We start from the raw sequence: 19132 nt of genomic DNA on the forward strand, positions 1-19132 counted from the left end.
CAATGCGTGCGTGTAATCGATTCCATGCCGCGCTCCGGCGGTGGGAGTCGACGGTCGAGGTTCCACGAGGAGGTGGTCCGGCGATGGCGGGCATCAAGGATGTCGCGGCCGAGGCGGGGGTGTCCGTCGCCACGGTGTCGCGGGTGCTCAACAGTCATCCGTCCGTCAGCCCGGCGGCGCGCGCCCGGGTGCTCGCGGCGGTCGAGACGCTCGGGTACCGGCCCAACGCGGTGGCCCGCTCGCTGCGCACCGACCAGACGCGCACGCTCGGCCTGGTCATCAGCGACGTCCTCAACCCGTACTTCACCGAACTCGCGCGGTCCGTGGAAGAGGCGGCCCGGGCGCTCGGCTACAGCGTGATCATCGGGAACGCGGACGAGCGGCCCGAGCTCCAGGACCACCATGTCCGCACGCTCCTGGACCGCAGGATCGACGGGCTGCTCGTCTCGCCCACCGACGGCGGCTCCCCGCTCATGCTGGAGGCCGCGCACGGCGGCACCCCGATGGTCTTCGTCGACCGGTGGATCCCCGGCATCGACGTCCCCGTGGTGCGCGCCGACGGCCGCGCCGCCATCCGCGACCTCGTCGCCCATCTGCACCGGCTCGGCCGCCGCAGGCTCGCCATCATCGCGGGCCCGGCCGCCACCACCACCGGCAGCGAGCGCGTGGAGGCGTTCCGCTCGGCGCTCGGCGAGCACGGCATCTCGCTCCCCGACGACTACGTCGGCCAGGGCGACTTCCAGGCGGCCAGCGGGCGCCGGGCCACCGAGCGGTTCCTCGCCCTGCCCGAGCCGCCCGACGCCGTCTTCGCGGCCGACAACCTGATGACGCTCGGCGCCCTCGACGCCCTGCGCGCCCGGGGGCTGCGCATCGGCGAGGACATCGCGCTCGCCGCCTTCGACGACATCCCCTGGTTCGTCCACACCGACCCGCCCGTCACCGCGATCGCCCAGCCCACCGGCGAGCTCGGCCGGGCCGCCGTCCGCGCGCTCGCCGATCTCATCGAGGGCCGGACCCCGCGGTCCGTCACCCTCCCCGCCTCCCTCGTCGTCCGCCGGTCCTGCGGCGAGGGCGCCCCGGGGCCGAGGAGGGGGAAGTGAGCCACCAGGAGAATCAACCGGCCTCCGCGCCGGGCGAGTTGCTGCGCCTGGAAGGCATCCGCAAGTCCTTCCCGGGTGTCGTCGCCCTCGACGGAGTGGACTTCGACCTGCGCTGCGGTGAGGTGCACGTCCTGCTCGGCGAGAACGGCGCGGGCAAGAGCACCCTCATCAAGACGCTGTCCGGAGCCCACCGGCCCGACGCGGGTCGCATCCTCGCCGAAGGGCGCGAGGTGAACATCCGCAGCGCGCAGGACGCCGAGCGGCTCAAGATCGCCACGATCCACCAGGAGTTCAACCTGGTGCCCGAGCTGAGCGTCGCCGAGAACATCTTCCTCGGCCGCCAGCCCCGGCGCCTCGGCATGATCGACCGCCGGACGATGGAGGCGGCGGCCGGGAAGCTGCTCGACCGGGTCGGGGTGGACGTCTCGCCCCGTACCCGCGTGCGTGACCTGGGCATCGCCCGGCTCCAGATGGTGGAGATAGCCAAGGCGCTCAGCCTGGACGCGCGCGTACTGATCATGGACGAGCCGACCGCCGTGCTCACCTCCGAGGAGGTGGACAAGCTCTTCCGCATCGTGCGCACCCTGCGCGACGAGGGGGTCGGCATCGTCTTCATCACCCACCACCTCGACGAGATCGCCTCGCTCGGCGATCGCGTCACCGTGCTGCGCGACGGCCGCAGCGTCGACCAGGTGCCCGCCACGACGCCCGAGGACGAGCTCGTACGGCTGATGGTGGGCCGCGGCATCGAGCAGCAGTACCCGCGCGAACGGGCCGAGCCGGGTGGGCCGTTGCTGCGGGTGGACGGGCTCACCCGGCACGGCGTCTTCCACGACGTGAGCTTCGAGGTACGGGCCGGGGAGGTCGTCGGGCTCGCCGGACTCGTCGGCGCGGGACGCACCGAGGTGGCCCGCGCGGTGTTCGGCGCCGACCCCTACGACGCGGGCACCGTCGAGGTACGGGGCGAACGGCTCGCCCGGGGCGACGTGAACGCCGCGATGGGCGCCGGGGTCGGGCTCGTGCCCGAGGACCGCAAGGGGCAGGGCCTGGTGCTCGACGCCTCCGTGCAAGAGAACCTCGGCCTGGTCACGCTGCGCTCGGCCAGCCGCGCCGGACTCGTCGACCTCAAGGGGCAGCGCACCGCCGCGGCCCGCGTCGCCGGGCGGCTCGGGGTGCGCATGGCCGGACTCGACCAGCGGGTGCGCACCCTGTCCGGCGGCAACCAGCAGAAGGTCGTCATCGGCAAGTGGCTGCTCGCGGACACCCGGGTGCTGATCCTCGACGAGCCCACGCGCGGCATCGACGTGGGCGCCAAGGTCGAGATCTACCAGCTCATCAACGAGCTGACGGCCTCCGGCCACGCCGTCCTGATGATCTCCAGCGATCTGCCCGAAGTGCTCGGCATGAGCGACCGGGTCCTGGTGATGGCCCAGGGCCGCATCGCCGGCGAACTCCCCGCGCACGCGGCGACCCAGGACGCCGTCATGGCGCTGGCCGTGGCCGCACCGGAAGACCAGGAAGACCAGGAAGACATGGAGGGCTCCCGTGGCCACTGACACGCTCGACCACCGCGCCGGCGGGGCCGCCCTCGCACGCCGCCTGCTGCTCGACAACGGCGCGCTCAGCGCCCTGGTGGTGCTCGTCGCGGCGCTGGCGCTGCTCTCCGGCGACTTCCTCACCACGCAGAACCTGCTGAACGTGGGCGTGCAGGCCGCGGTGACCGCGATCCTCGCGTTCGGCGTCACCTTCGTCATCGTGTCGGCGGGCATCGACCTGTCGGTCGGCTCGGTGGCCGCGCTCTCCTCGACCGTCCTCGCCTGGTCGGCGACGTCCGGGGGCGTGCCCGTCTGGCTCGCCGTCGTGCTGGCCGTCGCCACCGGCATCGCCTGCGGGCTCGTCAACGGGGTGCTGGTCTCGTACGGCAAACTCCCGCCGTTCATCGCGACGTTGGCGATGCTGTCGGTCGGCCGCGGTCTCTCCCTGGTGGTCTCCCAGGGCAGCCCCATCGCCTTCCCCGACTCGGTGTCCGTGCTCGGTGACACGCTCGGCGGCTGGCTGCCGGTGCCGGTCCTGGTGATGATCGGGGCCGGGCTCCTCACGGCGTTCGTCCTGTCCCGCACCTACATCGGCCGCTCGATGTACGCGATCGGCGGCAACGAGGAGGCGGCCCGGCTCTCGGGGCTGCGGGTGAAGCGGCAGAAACTCGTCGTCTACGCGCTGTCCGGCCTGTTCGCTGCCGTCGCGGGCATCGTCCTCGCCTCCCGCCTGGCCTCCGCGCAGCCCCAGGCCGCGCAGGGGTACGAGCTCGACGCCATCGCCGCGGTCGTCATCGGCGGGGCGAGCCTGTCGGGCGGCGTCGGCAAGGCGTCGGGCACCCTGATCGGCGCGCTGATCCTCGCGGTGCTGCGCAACGGGCTCAACCTCCTTTCCGTGTCGGCGTTCTGGCAGCAGGTCGTCATCGGCGTCGTCATCGCGCTCGCGGTCCTCCTCGACACTCTGCGCCGCCGGGCGGGGGCCACGCCCGGGGCGCTGTCCGGCCCGGCGGGGCCGGGGCGCAAGGGGCCCGGCGCGGTGAGACTCGCCGTCGCCGCGGTGTGCCTGGCGGCGGTTGTCGGCGCCGGCTATCTGCTGAACCCCGGCTCCTCCGGGGGCACCGGCACCAAGCTGGGGATGTCGCTGTCCACCCTCAACAACCCCTTCTTCGTGCAGATGAAGCAGGGTGCGCAGGCCGAGGCCAGGGCCGAGGGCGTCGACCTCACCGTCACCGACGCCCAGAACGACGCCTCCCAACAGGCCAACCAGATCCAGAACTTCACGAGCTCCGGCATGAAGTCGATCATCGTGAACCCGGTGGACTCGGACGCGGTGGGCCCCTCCGTGCACGGCGCCAACGAGGCGGACATCCCGGTCGTCGCCGCCGACCGCGGGGTCAACAAGGCGCGGACCGCCACGCTGGTCGCCTCCGACAACGTGGCCGGCGGTCGCCTCGCCGCCCGGACCCTGGCTGAAAGGCTCGGCGGCACGGGGAAGATCGTCGTCCTCCAGGGCACCGCGGGCACCTCCGCCAGCCGCGAACGCGGGGCGGGCTTCGCCGAAGGCCTCAAGGCCTACCCGGGGATCGAGGTCGTGGCCCGCCAGCCCGCCGACTTCGACCGCACCAAGGGCCTGGACGTCATGACCAACCTCCTCCAGTCCCACCCCGACATCACCGGCGTCTTCTGTGAGAACGACGAGATGGCGCTCGGCGCGGTCAAGGCGCTGGGCGGCAGGGCGGGCGGCTCGGTCGCGGTCGTCGGCTTCGACGGAACTCCCGATGCCGTCAAGGCGGTTGGGGCGGGCACGCTGTACGCCTCGGTGGCCCAGCAGCCCGCGGAACTCGGCCGGATGGCGGTGCGGAACGCCGTCGCGGCGGCCCGGGGCAAGAAGCCGGACAGCACGGTGAAGGTGCCCGTGAGGGTGGTCACGAAGAAGAACGCGGCCGACTTCTCCTGAACGCAGCGCACTCCTGACGCCCCATCAATGCTCGACGAAAGGCGCTCCCATGCACACCTACGGCCTGCTGGTCGTGGGCTCGGCCAACGCCGATCTGGTCATCGGCGTGGACCGCAGGCCCGCTCCCGGCGAGACGGTGCTCGGCACGGACCTCGCCGTCCACCCCGGCGGCAAGGGCGCGAACCAGGCGGTCGCCGCCGCGCGGCTCGGCGCCCGCACGGTCCTGCTCGCCAAGGTCGGCGACGACGACCACGGGCGGCTGCTGCTCACCTCGCTGCGCGCGGCCGGGGTCGGCACCGTCGGCGTGCTGGTCGACAAGACGCCCACCGGGGTCGCCCTGATCACCGTGGACCCCTCGGGCGACAACAGCATCGTCGTGTCACCGGGTGCCAACGCCCGCCTGACCCCCGACGACGTCCGCGCCGCCCGCAGCCTGTTCGCGCTGGCCCCGGTCGTCTCGGTGCAGCTGGAGATCCCCCTGGAGACGGTGGCGGAAGTGGCGCGGTGCCTGGCCCCCGGCGCCCGCCTCGTTCTGAACCCCTCGCCACCCGCCCCGCTGCCGCCCGAAGTCCTCGCGGCCTGCGACCCGTTGATCGTCAACGAGCACGAGGCGCGCTTCATGCTGGGCGGCTCGGCGGGGGAGAGCCCCGAGGACTGGGCGCGGGCCCTGCTGGCGCTCGGCCCCCGCTCCGCGGTCGTCACGCTCGGCGCGGAAGGAGCCCTGGCGGCCGACGCGGACGGCTGCGTACGGGTGCCGAGCCCGCGGGTGGAAGCGATCGACACGACAGGCGCGGGCGACGCCTTCACCGCGGCACTGGCCTGGCGCCTGGGCCTGGGCGAGCCCCTGAAACAGGCCGCCACGTTCGCGACGAGGGTCGGCGCGTTCGCCGTCACGAGGAAGGGCGCACAGGAGTCGTACCCGACCGCGGATGAGCTGTGCGCCGGAGGGCTGTAAGGAGAGGGAGATACCGGAGGCCCGGCCACGGCGTTCGGCGGGACACACAACCGGCGGCGCCGGATTCGGCTCAGGTCCAAAAGACGTCGGTGACGATGATCTGGGGTTCGGCGTGGCGACGGAGGAAAGTGAAGATGAGCCAGCCTCGGCCCCCGGCGAGATCGGCGATGTGGGGGCCTCCGGGGCTGGTCGAAGCAAGCGGTCGTACCGCGATCCAGTGGGGCAGGGACGTGTCGGCGTCAATCCCCCGGAAGTACGGGTCGTCGACGGTGATCAACTCGGCTCGGGCGGCCATGACCAGTTGCCGTCCCTCCGCCGGCATGTGGGAGAAGGCCTCCCCGGCCTCCTTCGTCCAGTCCATCTGCCAGGGTGGCCCGGGCAGGGGGTCGGTCACTGGCCCGGCTCCGTGGCCGCGGCTTCGTGCCGTAGACGGCTGTACTCCGCGAGCAGCCGCGCGCTCTCCTGAGGTTCCTCGGACTTCGCAGCGCGCGCCTCGAGGTCGCGCAGGTGCTCCTCCAGCGCTGGGTCCCTCGCGATGGCGTACTGCGTCCACCACAGACGCATGAAGGCGGGGACGGGCGTCACATTGAAGGCGTCGGCGATGTCGCGGCGCCAGTGGGCCTCGAAGTCCGGCAGAAGATGCGGCGCGTGTTCCTGAATGGCGAGCCTGAGGGCCTGAGGAGTGCGCTCGGGCATGGGGGGCAGGCGGCGGGGGCCACCCTCGAAGGGGAGGGGCTCGGCGGTCATGGCGCGCTTCTCCTGGGGGCTGCGGCGTAGTCGGTTCAGGCGGCGTGAGACCGGTCGTCGCCCTCCACCGGCAGGGCGTTCACCTGCTCGAACCAGTCAGCGGGGACGAGGTAGGCGAGCGTCTTGCCCTTACGCGTGATCGCGGCGGCCTCCCCGGCGATGCGGGTGCGGTCCAGGATCTCGCCCATGCTCCTGCGGAGGTCGATGGTGGTGTACGTCTTCGTTTCCATGGCACGCAATCTATAACAACTATCATAGTTGTCGCCTGCGCATCGGGAGGCCCGGCTCACTCTGTGGCAACGCGGCGCACGCGGGGAGACCCGGCGCCGATCCCCTCCGCCGCTCCCTCCCGGTCGCGGTCCCGGCCTCGCGGGTTCAGGTGTCCCGAGTTGGGACAGCTTCCTTCGCGACTTACCGCAATGTGCTCCCTTGGCGGGCCGCGGGGCGAGGGGGCGGGGCGGGGGGTGGACATATTGGGCGCTGCAACCGGCATTCCCGTCGTTGGAGGGGAGTAGGTGCAGCGGTGGTCCATCTCGCTGGTCAAGTACGGTCCGTGGAGCCCGGGTTGGTCGATGTGCGGGACCGGGCCACGTGGACGGAGCTCTTCTACGACCTGGTGCTCGCCTTCGGGGTGAGCCAGATCGCGCACGTCCTGGCGCAGCGGCCCGACTGGGCGACGCTGGGCACGTGTCTGCTGATCCTCGTGCCGCTCTGGTGGGCCTGGGTCGACGTGGTGATGGCGATGAACGCCGTGCACGAGACCACCATGCAGCGGGTGTTCCTGCTGCTCGCCGGGCTCGCCACGTACGGCATGAGCGTGGCCGCGCCGCACGCCCTGGAGACCCGCGCCGAGGCGCTGCTGTACGCCGGGTGCTACCTCGCGCTGCGGCTGCTCATCGGGGAGGCCATCCGGCGCGAGTGCGCCGTCTACACCATCCACCCCTATCGCGCGGGTCTCGCCTTCGCCCTGGTGCTGTTCGCGACCGCGGTGCTGCCGCCGGGGCTGCGCACCGCCGGCTGGGCCGTCGCCGTGGTCGCGGAGATCCTCGCCCCCCTGGTCCTCAGCGGGCATCTGCGTCAGCTGGCGTTCGGGGTCAACCATCTGCCCGAGCGGTTCGGGTTGTTCATCATCATCGCGCTCGGCGAGAACGTGGTGTCCGTGGGCGCCTGGGTCGCCGGACGGCGGCTCGGGGCGCTCGAACTGCTCGCCGTCTCCCTCGCCTTCCTCACCGGCTGCGCCCTGTGGTGGCTCTACTTCCACCTGGTGGCGTCCGCCATCGCGCACGCCCTGCGCACCCACCCCACGCCGTCCGTCGTCGTACGGGACGTGCTCAGCTACGGCCATCTGGTGCTGGTGCTCGGCCTGTTGCTCGTCTCGGTCGGCGCCGACCGGATCGTCGTCGAACCCGCCCACGTGCCCCACCGGTACGCCGCCGCGCTCCTGCCGGTCGGCGCCGCGCTCTTCACCCTCACCTTCTGCTACACCCGGCGGCGGATGTTCGGCGCCGCCTCGCTGACCCGGTTCGCCGGGGGCCTCGCCCTGCTCGCGCTCGGCGGCGCCGCCCCCTGGCTCCCCGGCCTCGTCACGCTCGGCTCCGCGGCCGCCCTCCTCGTCGCCGTGAACGGGCTCGAACACTGGCTGATCAGCTCCGGGCGGCAGGTCCCGCTGATCTTCCGGCGGGCCCAACAGGGCTCGTCACAGGCCCAGTTGACGTAGTACGTGGGGGGACCTCGCAGAGTGCTCCACCCGGTGCCCGCCCAGCGCGAAACAGAGGGCCTTCGGCCCCTAGCGTTCCTGCGTACTCAAGTTTTCCGGCATGGAAAAGGAGGTGGCGTGATGCCGTCCCGCAGTTCGACACCGGCCCTGCTCGCGTTGTCGCTGGGCTATTTCAGTCTGGGGACGATCTCACTTGCAGTGGTCGGCCTCAACGGTCCCATCGGAGACGACCTGCACGTCGCGCCGGCTCGCGTGGGCTTCCTGGTCACCGTCTTCGCGCTCACGTTCGCACTGTTCGCCCCGGCCGCCCCGATCCTGCTGCGCCGCTGGAACCGCAAGCGGGTGCTCCTGCTCGGCATCGGCCTGCTCACCGTGGGCGCGGCCCTGGGCGCCCTCGCCCCGAACTACGGCTTCCTCGCCGTGACCCGGGTCATCGGCGCGATGGGCGCGGCCGTCTTCGGACCCGGCGCCTCCGCGGCGGGCTCGCTGATCGTCCCGCCGGAGCGCAGGCAGCGCGCCCTCGCCACCGTGTTCGCCGGGATGACGGCGGCCGCGGTGCTCGGCGTGCCGCTCGCCTCGTTCCTCGGCGGCAGCCTCGGCTGGCGACCGGCGATGCTCGGAGTGGCCGCGCTGTCGGCACTCGGGTGTCTGCTCGTCGCGGTGTACGTGCCGGAGATCCCCTCCGGCGAGCCGCCCACGATCAAGGCCTACCGCGACACCCTGCGCACCCCCGCCGCGCTCTCGACCGTCTCGACGACGCTGCTGTTCATGGCGGCCCAGTTCACGGTCTACGGCATCGCGGGCGCCTACCTCAAGGACCGCTTCGGCGCCTCGTCCGGGCTGATCTCGGTCACCCTGCTCGCGTTCGGCGTCATCGGAGTCCTCGGCAACGCCTCGTCGCCCAGGATCGCCGAGAAGCTCGGCGGCTCGCGCACCATCACCATCGCGGTCGCCGGCCTCGCCGCCGGGTTCGCCCTGCTCCTGGTGGCGCCGCACTCCGAGCCCGGCCTCGTGCTCTTCGCGATCTGGGCGTTCTTCAGCCAGATGTACCAGGCTCCCCAGCAGGCCCGCCTCGTGGACCTGCTGCCCGCCCAGCCCGGACTCATCCTGGCGATGAACGCAGCCGCCCTCTACCTCGGCATGAGCCTGGGCAGCTTCATCGGCAGCGCCCTGCTGCCCGGCATGGGCGCGGGCCCCATCCCGGCCGTCGCCCTCGTCATCCTCGCCGTCGCCGCCCTCGCGCACGCCTCGTCGGCGCGCAAGGTCACCGTCGCCGAGCGCCCCGCGCAACCGGTCCCCAGCTCGTAACGGGCCCCCCGAACCACATCCCGCACCAGGCAGAAACAACAAGGAGACACCGTGTCCAACCACCACGTGCAGCTCGTGCGCGACTACATCGAGAACATCTGGAACGAGGGGCAGACCGACCGGGCCGACGAGTACCTGGCCGACCGGCTGATCCAGCACAACCCGAACCTCCCCGACGGCCGCAAGCCGCTCGTGGAGTTCATCGAGGGCTTCCGCAAGCAGCTTCCCGAGGCCCGGTTCGAGATCCGCCGCATCGCCGGCGACGACGGCCTGGTCTTCACCCACTCGCACTTCCGGCCGCAGCCGGGCCACCGCGGCATGGTCGTGGTGGACGTGTTCCGCATCGACGACGGCCGCATCGTGGAGCACTGGGACGTCCGCGAGGACGTGCCGGAGACCACGGTCAGTGGCCACGACGTCTACTGAGCCACACCCCGCTCCCCCCGCTGCCGCTCCCCGAGGCCCCTGCTTCGGGGAGCGGCAGCTCCCTTTTCACCCCGCCCCTCGACGGCACGTCAGCTGACGAGCACCCGCTGAAAGCACGTATACGAAGGAGACAACCATGGCTGGAGTGACCCGCCGGGGATTCCTCGGCACCGCCTCCGGAGTCGGTGGCGCCGCCGTGCTCGGCATCACCGCGGCCGGGCCCGCCCGCGCCGCCGCGAGCACCACCGGCACGGCGGACACGACGATCGCCGCCCTGAGCGTCACGCCCGGCGACCCCCGCTATCTGGACCTCATGTCCCGCGGCTACAACGCCAGATTCGCCGCCAGACCCGATTCCGTACGCCTTGTCCACTCCACCGACCAGGTGGTGCAGGTCGTGCAGGAGGCGGTCAGCAGCGGCCGGAGAATCACCGTCCGCGGCGGCGGACACTGCCTCGACGGCCTCGTGGACGACCCCGACGTCCGCATCCTCGTCGACATGTCCGAGATGAGCGCCATCACCTACGACGCGGGCCGCCGCGCCTTCGCCGTGGAGGCCGGCGCCCTGCTCGGCCACGTCTACCGCACCCTGTACCTGGAGTGGGGCGTCACCATACCCGGCGGCACCTGCCCCACCGTCGGCGTCGGCGGCCATGTCACCGGCGGCGGATACGGGGCACTGTGCCGGAAGCACGGCGCGGTCGTGGACCACCTGTACGCGGTCGAGGTGGTGTACGTCGACGCCCTGGGCATCGCCCGCTGCGTGGTCGCCACCCGGGACGCCGGCGACCCCAACCGCGAACTGTGGTGGGCGCACACCGGAGGCGGCGGCGGGACCTTCGGCATCGTGACGCGGTACTGGTTCCGCTCCCCGAACGCCACCGGCACCACGCCCGGAAACCTGCTCCCCAAGCCCCCGGCCACCCTGCTGAAGGCCACGGCGAGCTGGAAGTGGGCCGACCTCACGGAGGCCGACTTCGACCGCCTGGTGCGCAACCACAACGGCTGGCACCACGCGAACAACACCGTCGGCACCCCGTACGACACCCTCAACAGCGTGTTCATCCTGAACAACTACGTGCAGGGCGCCCTCGTGCTCAGCGCGCAGATCGACGGGTCGCTCGCCAACGCGGCCGACCTGATGAGCGGTTACATCGCGGCCGTGGCCGACGGGGTGGCCGCGCCGCACACCACCGCCACCTCCAGCTGGCCCTGGCTGAAGGCCACGCTCAAGGACCCGTACGACACGGGCGTGTTCAACCGCGGCAAGTTCAAGGGCGCCTATCTGCGCGAGAGCTGGTCCGACGCCCAGCTCGCGGTGCTCTGGCGCAACCTCTCCGACCGGAGCTACGACGGCCACGCGGGCATCCTGCTCTACACCTACGGCGGCCAGGTGAACGCCGTGGCCCCCGACGCCACCGCGATGCCGCAGCGCGACTCGATGCTGAAGGCCAACTTCACCACCTACTGGAGCGACCCCAGCCAGGACGACCGGCACATCGCCTGGATGCGCAACCTGTACCGCGACATGTACGCCGACACGGGCGGGGTCCCGCTGCCCGACGGGGCCGCCGACGGCAGTTACATCAACTACCCCGACGTCGACCTCGCCGACCCGGCGTGGAACACCTCGGGCGTGCCCTGGCAGGCGCTGTACTGGAAGGGCAACTACCCCCGCCTGCAGCGGGCCAAGCAGACGTGGGACCCGCGCAACGTCTTCCACCACCCCCTGTCGGTCACGGTCTGACCGGCGTACGCACGCGAAAGTGCCCCGCCCCCGGGACGTGAGGTCCTCGGGGGCGGGGCACTGGTGCGTAGTGCGGAGAATCAGGTGAGGGCGGGCAGTGCGACCCCGGTCAGGGACTCGCTCAGCTCCCGCAGCCGGGCGCGGGCCGCCGGGTCGTAGGCCTGGGCACCCGCCCGCGAGCGGCGGTCACGGTCGAAGTACTCGCCGCTGACCTCGGCGAGCGCGGGGTCGGTGACGAGCCGTGCCACATTGCGCATGCCCTCGGCGACGGTGCTCTGCGGCGTGAACAGGTGCACCACCATCTTGGTCGGCATGTACGAGGCCGGGTGCAGCGCGTTGACCGTGACGCCCGTGCCGGCGAGCTGCTCGGCGAGGTCCACGGTCAGGCTGATCTGCGCCAGCTTCGCCTGGCAGTAGGCCTGCACCCCGTCCCAGCGGCGCTCCAGCATCACATCGCCGAAGTCGATCGGGGCCTGCCCGGCCGAGCTGACGTTGATGACGCGGGCCGGAGCGGAGCTCACGAGCAGCGGGGTCAGCCGGCAGCTGAGGATGTACGCCGCCAGGTAGTCGACCTGGAAGGTCAGTTCCAGACCGTCGCGGCTCTCCTGGCGGGCCAGCTCCACGCCGATGCCGGCGTTGTTCACCAGGACGTCGAGACGGTCGTGCTGGGCGAGGACGCGGTCGGCGAGGGCGCCGATCTCCTTGAGCGAGGCGAAGTCGGCGAGCTCGTAGGAGATCCGGTCGTTGCCCGTCTTCTCGCGCAGCTCCGCCAGGAGCTCCTGCCCCTTGCGGGCGCTGCGGCCGTGCAGGATCAGCGAGTAGCCCTGCGCGGCCAGTTCATGGGCGAGAGCCCGGCCGAGGCCGTCGGTCGCACCGGTGATGAGGACGGTCTGCTCGGTGACAGCGGTCATGCGGTTTCACTCCGTGGGATGTGTGATGGTGCCAATGGGGGCACGGCCGGTCGAGCGACCGGCCGTGCCCCGTGCGATCGTGCGGATTCACGCGTACGTCCGCAGCTCTTGTGGTGACTGGTCGGTGTAGCCCTGGCTCACCTCGATGACCATCCCGTCGGGGTCGGCGACCCACACGGTGCGCCAGCCGGGGATGAACTCGTCGAAGGAGAGGGGTCCCAGGGTGATCTCCAGTTCGCCGTCCGCCGCCGCCAGGAACGCGTCGACGTCGTCGACCTGGAAGGCCAGGTGCCGGGCCGCCCCCGGGTGGTCGGGCCCGTCCTTCGCGGTCTTGAAGGCGGGCGCCGCGTCGGTGGGGAAGAGCTCCAGGTAGACCGGCCCGCTGCGCAGGAACACCACGCGGCTGCCGTCCGCCTCGACGACGCGGGCCCGGCTGAAGCCGAACCAGCGGGTGTAGAACTCCTCGGTGGCCTTCTGGTCACGGCAGTTGAGTCCCACGTGGGACCAGCGGACCTGTACGTCGACGGGCGCGGACACGGGCCTCACGCTCCCGTGACGGCCGCGAACGGCACGCTGTCGTGGAAGTTGGACATGTACTGGATCAGGCCGGAGGAGACGCGGAAGTAGTTGCAGACCTCCGCCTCCACGCTCGCGCCGCTCGTGGTGACGGCCGAGATGTGCGAGACCACCGCGGCCTGCTCGCCGTCCACCACGATGTGCACCGGGGTGTTGGAGAACGACGCGTACATCTCGGGGAAGCCCTTCATCATCTCCCGCAGCGTCTCCCGGCCCTCGACGTGCCCGGCCAGCTGCTCGTCCATGGTCTGGTCGACGGCGAACAGGTCGCACCAGGCGTCCCACTCACCGGAGTTGGCGAGCCGGTAGTACGTGTCGACGATCTCTCGCGTGTTCTGCGTGCTCATGGGGGATCCCTCCTCGGTCGGCGCGTACTTACGGCAGGGGAACGTCGAGCTGGCGCATCAGGCCCGCGGTGTCGGCCTGCACCCAGCGCTCCACCACCTTGAAGTTCTCCAGGCGGTACACCTCCAGGCTGGTCCACGACACCTCCTTGCCGCTGGCCTCCATGCCGAAGAACGGCCCGATGTGCTTGCCGTGGAAGGTGATGTGCATGATCACCTTGTCGGGCGCCGCGGCGTACAGGGCGTCCAGGGTGACCTTGAAGTCGAGCGCGTCGTGGGCGCCCTTGATGATGCCCTTGAGCTCCTCCAGGCTCCGCACGTCCCAGGCCGGGTTGTTGTCCCGGAAGGTGGGCCCGAACAGCTCGTCGAGGTCGTCGTAGCGCCGCTCGTTGACGGCGTCGCTGACCTTCTGCACGACCGCGACGTTCTCCTCGTCGGGCGACAACTGGCCGCGCAGGCCGAGGAGATCGTCCTCCGCCCAGCGCTCCACCAGGCGCCCGCCCTCGATGCGCCAGATCTCGGTGGTGGTCCACTCCAGCTTGCGGCCGGTGGCCGGCAGGTCCAGGACGGTGTCCTGGTGGGTGCCGGTCAGCCGCACCCGGGTGATCAGCTTGTTCCCGGCCTCGATGGACTCCAGGAGCTCGCCCTTGATGTCGAGCGTGCGGTGCGCGCCGCGCAGCGCCTCGAGGTAGGACTCCAGGCCCTTGATCCCGAAGCCGGGGTGGTGGTCCTCGAAGTCGGCGTCGATGACGCGGGCGATCTCGTCGTAGTCCGCGGTGTTGAGCGCGGCGAGGAACCGCTCGTACAGCCGGAGGTTGTCAGACGTGGGCATGGTGATTCCCCTCGGTCCGGAGTGACGGTTGCAGGAAGGACTTCTGGATGAGACCGGCCGCCTTCTCGCCGATCATCACGCTCGGTGCGTTGGTGTTCCCGGCGACGATCGTCGGCATGACGGAGGCGTCGGCGACCCGCAGCCCCTCGACGCCGTGCACCCGCAGCTCGGCGTCGGTGACCGCGTCGGGCCCGCTGCCCATGCGGCAGGTGCCGACCGGGTGCCACAGGGTGGTCGCGTGCGCGGCGACGTAGCCGCGCAGCTCGCGCGGGTCGGTCACCCGCTCGCCCGGGCCGAGCTCCGCGCCGCGGAACGGACCGAACGCGGAGGTGTGCGCGAGCTCCCTGGCCAGCAGGATGCCGTGCACCAGCACATCCGTATCGGCCGAGGAAGCCAGGTAGTTGGCGCGTACGACGGCGTTGGCCGACGGGTCGGCGCTGCGCAGCCGCAGCCGGCCGCGGCTCTGCGGAAGCAGCGAGATCGGCGCGAACGTGAAGCCGGGGCCCTGCTGGTGCGCGGCCGGGGCGTCGGGCGCGAGGAACTTGATCGGCCCGAACGTGAACTGGAGGTCGGGCGGATCACCCGGCCCCGCGTCCTTGGTGTGGGTGAACAGGCCCGCCTCGGAGAGCAGCGCGCCCTCGGGGTGCTCCTGGAGCGACTGGTAGCACACCGGCACGAACAGGTGGTCCTGGAGGTTGCCGCCGACGCCCGGCAGGTTCTGTACGCAGTCGATGCCGTGCGAGCGCAGATGCGCGGCCGGTCCGATCCCCGACAGCATGAGGAGCTTCGGCGACTCGAAGGCGCCCGCCGAGACCACGACCTCCTGCTCGGCGACGGCCCGGTGCAGCTGTCCGTCCCGTTCGTACTCGACGCCCGTGACCCGGGTGCCGTCCAGGATCAGCCGGGTGGCGCGGGCCCGCACCTGAACGGTCAGGTTGGGGCGCTTCAGCGCCGGGCGCAGATAGCCGTCCGCGGCGGAGGAACGCGCGCCGGCGTCGTCCCGGGTCGTCTGGTAGAGGAAGCCGAAGCCGTCCTGGCGCTCGCCGTTGTAGTCCTGCTCCGGCGCGGTGTAGCCGAGTTCGGCGGCTCCGGCGACGAACGCCTCGGCGAGCGGGGTCGGGTCGTCGAGGTCGCGCACCCGGACCGGACCGCCGCTGCCGCGCGAGGCCGCGGCCCGGCCCGTGTAGTCCTCGGAGCGCCGGAAGTAGGGCAGCACGTCCTCGTAGGACCAGCCGGGGTTGCCCAGCGCCGCCCAGCGGTCGTAGTCGTACCGGCTGCCGCGCACCCACATCAGCGCGTTCACGGAGCTGCAGCCGCCCGCCACCTTGCCCCGGGCGACCGGGATCCGGCGCCCGTCCAGGGCGGGTTCGGGCTCGGTGGCGTACCCCCAGTCGATCTCGGGGCTCCACTCGGAGGTGAGCAGCGCGAGGACCGCGGCCGCGTCCGTGCGGTGGATCTCGGGGCGCTCGTCCCAGCCGCCCGCCTCCAGGACGAGCACGGTCAGGTTCTCGTCCTCGCTGAGCCGGCTCGCCACGGCGCAGCCGGCCGACCCGGCGCCGACCACGATGTAGTCGAAGGCGCGGGCCGCTGAATTGCCCGGGGAACGGGGCGACATGGTCTCTCCTTGGTCGGCGGGATCGGGGCTCAGGCCGGGTCGAGGTCGCCGACGCGGTAGCCGGTGATGAGCGGCCGTCCGGTGCCGGCCTCGCGCGTCAGGCGCCAGGTCTGTCCGATGCGGAACGAGCTGACCGAGCCGTCGGAGGTCAGCTTGGCCGTCCACACGACGGTCAGCGAGATGTCGACGCCGGTGCCGTCCTCGGTGGCCTCCAGGCGCTCGACCACGTGGCTCTGGTCGGTGAAGGTCTCGCCGACCACCTCGTACCAGTCGCGGAAGTCGGCGTGGCTGCGCAGGGTGCGTTCGGGGAAGACCATCTCCAGGCCGTCGTCGACGACATGGGCGAGGAGCTCCTCGACGGGCTCGTGGCTGCTGAGAATGTCGAACCAGTGCTGGACGAACGCGGCGATGCCCGTGCCGGGCGCGGTCTTTTCGGCCGTCATGGCTGACTCCCTTCCGGTGCCGTGGGCCCGGGGCCCGCGGCACGACTCGGCGCGGCGCCCGGGGCGGGGTGCCGCACCCCGATTCCGGCACGGCGGGTCCCGGCCGCGCACGGCCCGCCGTCCGGCCGGCACGCACTGCGTGAAGTCGTCGTACGGGCTGCGGCAACTCGGCTTCCTGGAAGGGGTGTTGGGTCGTCACACCCCCTGTGGCCTGGGCCTGAGCGCGACATGCCGTAGTCCGTCCGCCCACTTGTGGATGTCCGTGCGCCGGGCCGTCAAGGGCTGGTCCCGGCCGGGCGCGCGGATCTAGACAGGACCCCGGCACCACGTGGAACCCCCCAAGGAGAGGAACTCCCGTGAGCAAGCGCATCCTCGTCGTCCTGTCCGAATACGGTTACTGGGGCGAGGAGTTGATCGGCCCCCTGGAGACGTTCGACAAGGCCGGCTATCACGTCAGCTTCGCGACGCCGACCGGCAAGCGGGCCCCGGCCCTGCCGCCGAGCATGGACCCCGACTACATCGACCCGCCGCTCGGCCGCTCGGTCACCACGCCCGACATGGCCGCCAAGGTCCGCGCCATCGACAGCTCGGACCGGCTCGACGACCCGCTGGACCTGTCGTCCTGGCTGCCCGACCGCCCCTACCGCAGCAAGCCGTACTTCCTGCGCGACTGGGAGGCCTACAACACCCGCCTGGAGCAGGTCCGCGAGCAGATCGCGGGGCGCTACGACGCGCTGCTCATCGTCGGCGGCAGCGGCCCCATCGTCGACCTCGCCAACAACTGGCGGGTGCACGACCTGATCCTCGCCTTCCACGCCCTCGACCGGCCGATCGCGGCCGAGTGCTACGGCGTCGCCGCCCTCGCCTTCGCCCGCGACCAGGAGGACCGCACCAGCATCATCCGAGGCAAGCACGTCACCGGGCACTGCATCGAGTACGACTACAAGGACGGCACCGGCTTCATGGGCACCGACTTCGTCATCGGCCCGCCGCCGTACCCGCTGGAGTACATCCTGCGCGACGCCACCGCGCCGGGCGGTGCCTACCACGGCAACTTCGGCAAGGAGACCTCGGTCATCGTCGACTACCCGTTCATCACCGGGCGGTCCACCCCCGACTCCTACCTCACCGGCCAGAAGGTCGTCGAGGTTCTGGAGAACGGCCTGCGGCAGTGGGGTTACCTCACCAACTGACCGAAGGCGCACGGCAGTTCCCGTTCCGCACGAGAGGTGAGCACACCATGGTCAGCAGGCCCGCGCGGGTCGCGATGCTCGAACAGCTGCAGGCCGACGGGGTCCGGTACATGTTCGGCAACCCCGGCACGGTCGAGCAGGGATTCCTCGACGAACTGCGCCACTTCCCCTCCATCGAGTACGTTCTCGCGCTGCAGGAGGCCGTCGCCGTCGGCATGGCGGACGGATACGCGCGGGCCACCCGGCGCCCCACCGTGGTCCAGCTCCACACCGGAGTGGGCCTCGGCAACGGCATCGGCATGCTCTACCAGGCCAAACGGGGACACGCCCCGCTCGTGGTGATCGCCGGCGAGGCCGGTCTGCGCTACGACAACATGGAAGCGCAGATGGCCGCCGATCTGGTGGCCATGGCCGAGCCGGTCACCAAGTGGGCCACCCGTGTCGTGGACCCCGAGTCCACGCTGCGGACCCTGCGCCGCGCCTTCAAGGTGGCCGGCACACCCCCCTACGGCCCGGTGCTCGTGGTGCTGCCCGCCGACGTGATGGACCGGCCCACCACCGAGGAGGCCGTGCCGGTCACCCACCTCGACACCGCGAGCACCCCCGGCCCCCAGGCGCTGGGCCGGGTGGCCGCGCTGCTCGCCGGCGCCGAGCGCCCGATCGTCATCGCCGGGGACGGGGTGCACTTCTCCGGCGCCCAGCAGGAGCTCGCCCGCCTCGCCCAGACCTGGGGCGCCGAGGTGTGGGGCGCCGACTGGTCCGAGGTCAACCTGTCGGTCGAACATCCGGCGTACGCGGGGCAGTTGGGCCACATGTTCGGCGAGAACAGCCGCCGGGTCACCGCGGCCGCCGACGCCGTCCTCATCGTGGGCACCTACGCCCTGCCCGAGGTGTACCCGGCCCTGGACGGGGTCTTCGCGCCGGGCGCCCCGGTCGTCCACATCGACCTGGACACCGACGCCATCGCCAAGAACTTCCCCGTGAGCCTCGGACTCGTCGCCGACCCGAAGCACACCCTGGCCGCCCTCGCCGAGGCCCTGGAGGCCCGGATGAGCCCCGAGAGCCGTCGGCGGGCCGAGGAGTGGCTGCGGCGCCGGGCCGCCGAGCGGTCCTACGAACTCGCCGCGAACCAGCAGAAGAACGAGGCGGCGCTCGACCCGCTGGCCCTGCCCACCACCGCCTTCGCGCAGGAGCTGGCCCGCCAGCTCCCCGAGGACGCGATCCTGTTCGACGAGGCGCTCACCGCCTCGCCCGACCTCTTCCGCCACCTGCCGCCCACCCGGCCCGGGCACTGGTTCCAGACCCGCGGCGGCTCCCTCGGCGTCGGCATCCCGGGCGCGATCGGCGCCCAGCTCGCCCACCAGGACAAGGCGGTCGTCGCCTTCACCGGCGACGGCGGCTCGATGTACACCGTCCAGGCGCTGTGGACGGCGGCCCGCTACGGGATCGGCGCCAAGTTCGTCATCTGCAACAACAGCAGCTACAAGCTCCTCGAGGACAACATCGAGCAGTACTGGCGCTCGGTGGACGTCCCCGCCCACGACCACCCCGAGATCTTCGACCTGAGCCGGCCCGCCATCGACTTCACCGGCCTCGCCAAGGCCCTGGGCGTACCGGCCGTGCGCGTCGACAAGCCCGGCCAGGCCGGGGCGGCCGTCGCCGAGGCGCTACAGACCCCGGGACCGTTTCTCATCGACCTGGTGACCGGCCGGGGGAGGGAGTAGCC

The 19132-nt window shown here is 71.7% G+C and carries 19 protein-coding genes; 10 read left to right on the top strand and 9 right to left on the bottom strand.

What is annotated here, in order from left to right; all coding sequences use genetic code 11:
• The first annotated feature begins 83 nt into the window (after window positions 1-83).
• The 4 genes from DT019_RS10160 to DT019_RS10175 are packed head-to-tail and all read left to right on the top strand — an operon-like array spanning window position 84 to window position 5547.
• Window positions 84-1100, top strand: a complete 1017-nt coding sequence (locus DT019_RS10160; RefSeq protein ID WP_114036376.1) for a LacI family DNA-binding transcriptional regulator — start codon at window positions 84-86, stop codon at window positions 1098-1100.
• A complete protein-coding gene (locus tag DT019_RS10165; protein ID WP_114036377.1) occupies window positions 1097-2656 on the top strand; it encodes a sugar ABC transporter ATP-binding protein in 1560 nt (519 codons plus the stop codon). The genes DT019_RS10160 and DT019_RS10165 overlap by 4 nt, the downstream gene beginning before the upstream one ends.
• Entirely contained in the window at window positions 2646-4592 is a 1947-nt protein-coding gene (locus DT019_RS10170) for a substrate-binding domain-containing protein (protein ID WP_114036378.1), read from the top strand. Before DT019_RS10165 ends, DT019_RS10170 begins: the two co-directional genes overlap by 11 nt.
• A gap of 49 nt (window positions 4593-4641) precedes the next feature.
• Window positions 4642-5547, top strand: a complete 906-nt coding sequence (locus DT019_RS10175) for a ribokinase (protein WP_114036379.1) — start codon at window positions 4642-4644, stop codon at window positions 5545-5547.
• 70 nt (window positions 5548-5617) lie between these two features.
• Here DT019_RS10175 and DT019_RS10180 read toward each other — a convergent pair whose 3' ends face one another.
• From DT019_RS10180 to DT019_RS10190, 3 genes are read right to left on the bottom strand one after another with little or no spacing between them, the layout of a single operon-like run.
• Window positions 5618-5941 carry a hypothetical protein gene (locus DT019_RS10180; protein WP_223279384.1) on the bottom strand — a complete coding sequence of 108 codons (324 nt, stop codon included), beginning with the start codon at window positions 5939-5941 and terminating at the stop codon, window positions 5618-5620.
• Window positions 5938-6294 carry a hypothetical protein gene (locus DT019_RS10185; RefSeq protein WP_114036380.1) on the bottom strand — a complete coding sequence of 119 codons (357 nt, stop codon included), beginning with the start codon at window positions 6292-6294 and terminating at the stop codon, window positions 5938-5940. The genes DT019_RS10180 and DT019_RS10185 overlap by 4 nt, the downstream gene beginning before the upstream one ends.
• Window positions 6295-6329: 35 nt before the next feature.
• Window positions 6330-6524, bottom strand: a complete 195-nt coding sequence (locus DT019_RS10190) for a type II toxin-antitoxin system Phd/YefM family antitoxin (RefSeq protein WP_114036381.1) — start codon at window positions 6522-6524, stop codon at window positions 6330-6332.
• 323 nt (window positions 6525-6847) lie between these two features.
• Between DT019_RS10190 and DT019_RS10195 the strand changes: the two genes are divergently transcribed.
• The 4 genes from DT019_RS10195 to DT019_RS10210 all read left to right on the top strand — a co-directional run bounded on the left by DT019_RS10195 (window position 6848) and on the right by DT019_RS10210 (window position 11492).
• Window positions 6848-8011, top strand: coding sequence for a low temperature requirement protein A (locus DT019_RS10195; RefSeq protein WP_114036382.1), 1164 nt, complete (start codon window positions 6848-6850; stop codon window positions 8009-8011).
• Window positions 8012-8131: 120 nt separating this feature from the next.
• Window positions 8132-9319 carry an MFS transporter gene (locus DT019_RS10200; RefSeq protein ID WP_114036383.1) on the top strand — a complete coding sequence of 396 codons (1188 nt, stop codon included), beginning with the start codon at window positions 8132-8134 and terminating at the stop codon, window positions 9317-9319.
• Window positions 9320-9370: 51 nt separating this feature from the next.
• Window positions 9371-9745 (top strand): nuclear transport factor 2 family protein, encoded by a 375-nt coding sequence (locus DT019_RS10205; RefSeq protein ID WP_114036384.1) that lies wholly within the window; start codon window positions 9371-9373, stop codon window positions 9743-9745.
• 136 nt (window positions 9746-9881) lie between these two features.
• Window positions 9882-11492, top strand: coding sequence for an FAD-dependent oxidoreductase (locus DT019_RS10210; RefSeq protein ID WP_114036385.1), 1611 nt, complete (start codon window positions 9882-9884; stop codon window positions 11490-11492).
• An 80-nt stretch (window positions 11493-11572) separates the two neighbouring features.
• Here DT019_RS10210 and DT019_RS10215 read toward each other — a convergent pair whose 3' ends face one another.
• The 6 genes from DT019_RS10215 to DT019_RS10240 all read right to left on the bottom strand — a co-directional run bounded on the left by DT019_RS10215 (window position 11573) and on the right by DT019_RS10240 (window position 16213).
• A complete protein-coding gene (locus DT019_RS10215; protein ID WP_114036386.1) occupies window positions 11573-12403 on the bottom strand; it encodes an SDR family NAD(P)-dependent oxidoreductase in 831 nt (276 codons plus the stop codon).
• Window positions 12404-12490: 87 nt separating this feature from the next.
• Window positions 12491-12940 (bottom strand): VOC family protein, encoded by a 450-nt coding sequence (locus DT019_RS10220; protein ID WP_114036387.1) that lies wholly within the window; start codon window positions 12938-12940, stop codon window positions 12491-12493.
• A gap of 5 nt (window positions 12941-12945) precedes the next feature.
• The gene (locus tag DT019_RS10225) at window positions 12946-13326 is read right to left on the bottom strand and encodes a nuclear transport factor 2 family protein (RefSeq protein ID WP_114036388.1); all 381 of its coding nucleotides are present in this window, start codon (window positions 13324-13326) and stop codon (window positions 12946-12948) included.
• A 28-nt stretch (window positions 13327-13354) separates the two neighbouring features.
• A complete protein-coding gene (locus tag DT019_RS10230) occupies window positions 13355-14155 on the bottom strand; it encodes an ester cyclase (RefSeq protein ID WP_114036389.1) in 801 nt (266 codons plus the stop codon).
• The gene (locus DT019_RS10235; protein ID WP_114036390.1) at window positions 14142-15770 is read right to left on the bottom strand and encodes a GMC family oxidoreductase; all 1629 of its coding nucleotides are present in this window, start codon (window positions 15768-15770) and stop codon (window positions 14142-14144) included. The genes DT019_RS10230 and DT019_RS10235 overlap by 14 nt, the downstream gene beginning before the upstream one ends.
• A gap of 29 nt (window positions 15771-15799) precedes the next feature.
• A complete protein-coding gene (locus DT019_RS10240) occupies window positions 15800-16213 on the bottom strand; it encodes a nuclear transport factor 2 family protein (RefSeq protein WP_114036391.1) in 414 nt (137 codons plus the stop codon).
• A gap of 356 nt (window positions 16214-16569) precedes the next feature.
• Between DT019_RS10240 and DT019_RS10245 the strand changes: the two genes are divergently transcribed.
• Both DT019_RS10245 and DT019_RS10250 read left to right on the top strand, forming a co-directional pair.
• Window positions 16570-17406, top strand: coding sequence for a type 1 glutamine amidotransferase domain-containing protein (locus tag DT019_RS10245; RefSeq protein ID WP_114036392.1), 837 nt, complete (start codon window positions 16570-16572; stop codon window positions 17404-17406).
• A gap of 47 nt (window positions 17407-17453) precedes the next feature.
• On the top strand, window positions 17454-19130 hold the full coding sequence (locus DT019_RS10250; protein ID WP_114036393.1) for a thiamine pyrophosphate-binding protein: 1677 nt from the start codon (window positions 17454-17456) through the stop codon (window positions 19128-19130).
• The last annotated feature ends 2 nt before the right edge of the window (window positions 19131-19132 follow it).

Origin of the sequence: Streptomyces sp. SDr-06 (assembly GCF_003324565.1) — a bacterium.
Taxonomy (GTDB): Bacteria; Actinomycetota; Actinomycetes; order Streptomycetales; family Streptomycetaceae; genus Streptomyces.

Excerpts from the sequence above, each read along its gene's own strand:
- DT019_RS10160 (WP_114036376.1), top strand. The coding sequence starts at position 84 with ATGGCGGGCATCAAGGATGTCGCGGCCGAGGCGGGGGTGTCCGTCGCC.
- DT019_RS10175 (WP_114036379.1), top strand. The coding sequence starts at position 4,642 with ATGCACACCTACGGCCTGCTGGTCGTGGGCTCGGCCAACGCCGATCTG.
- DT019_RS10185 (WP_114036380.1), bottom strand. The coding sequence starts at position 6,294 with ATGACCGCCGAGCCCCTCCCCTTCGAGGGTGGCCCCCGCCGCCTGCCC.
- DT019_RS10190 (WP_114036381.1), bottom strand. The coding sequence starts at position 6,524 with ATGGAAACGAAGACGTACACCACCATCGACCTCCGCAGGAGCATGGGC.
- DT019_RS10200 (WP_114036383.1), top strand. The coding sequence starts at position 8,132 with ATGCCGTCCCGCAGTTCGACACCGGCCCTGCTCGCGTTGTCGCTGGGC.
- DT019_RS10210 (WP_114036385.1), top strand. The coding sequence starts at position 9,882 with ATGGCTGGAGTGACCCGCCGGGGATTCCTCGGCACCGCCTCCGGAGTC.
- DT019_RS10215 (WP_114036386.1), bottom strand. The coding sequence starts at position 12,403 with ATGACCGCTGTCACCGAGCAGACCGTCCTCATCACCGGTGCGACCGAC.
- DT019_RS10225 (WP_114036388.1), bottom strand. The coding sequence starts at position 13,326 with ATGAGCACGCAGAACACGCGAGAGATCGTCGACACGTACTACCGGCTC.
- DT019_RS10230 (WP_114036389.1), bottom strand. The coding sequence starts at position 14,155 with ATGCCCACGTCTGACAACCTCCGGCTGTACGAGCGGTTCCTCGCCGCG.
- DT019_RS10235 (WP_114036390.1), bottom strand. The coding sequence starts at position 15,770 with ATGTCGCCCCGTTCCCCGGGCAATTCAGCGGCCCGCGCCTTCGACTAC.
- DT019_RS10240 (WP_114036391.1), bottom strand. The coding sequence starts at position 16,213 with ATGACGGCCGAAAAGACCGCGCCCGGCACGGGCATCGCCGCGTTCGTC.
- DT019_RS10250 (WP_114036393.1), top strand. The coding sequence starts at position 17,454 with ATGGTCAGCAGGCCCGCGCGGGTCGCGATGCTCGAACAGCTGCAGGCC.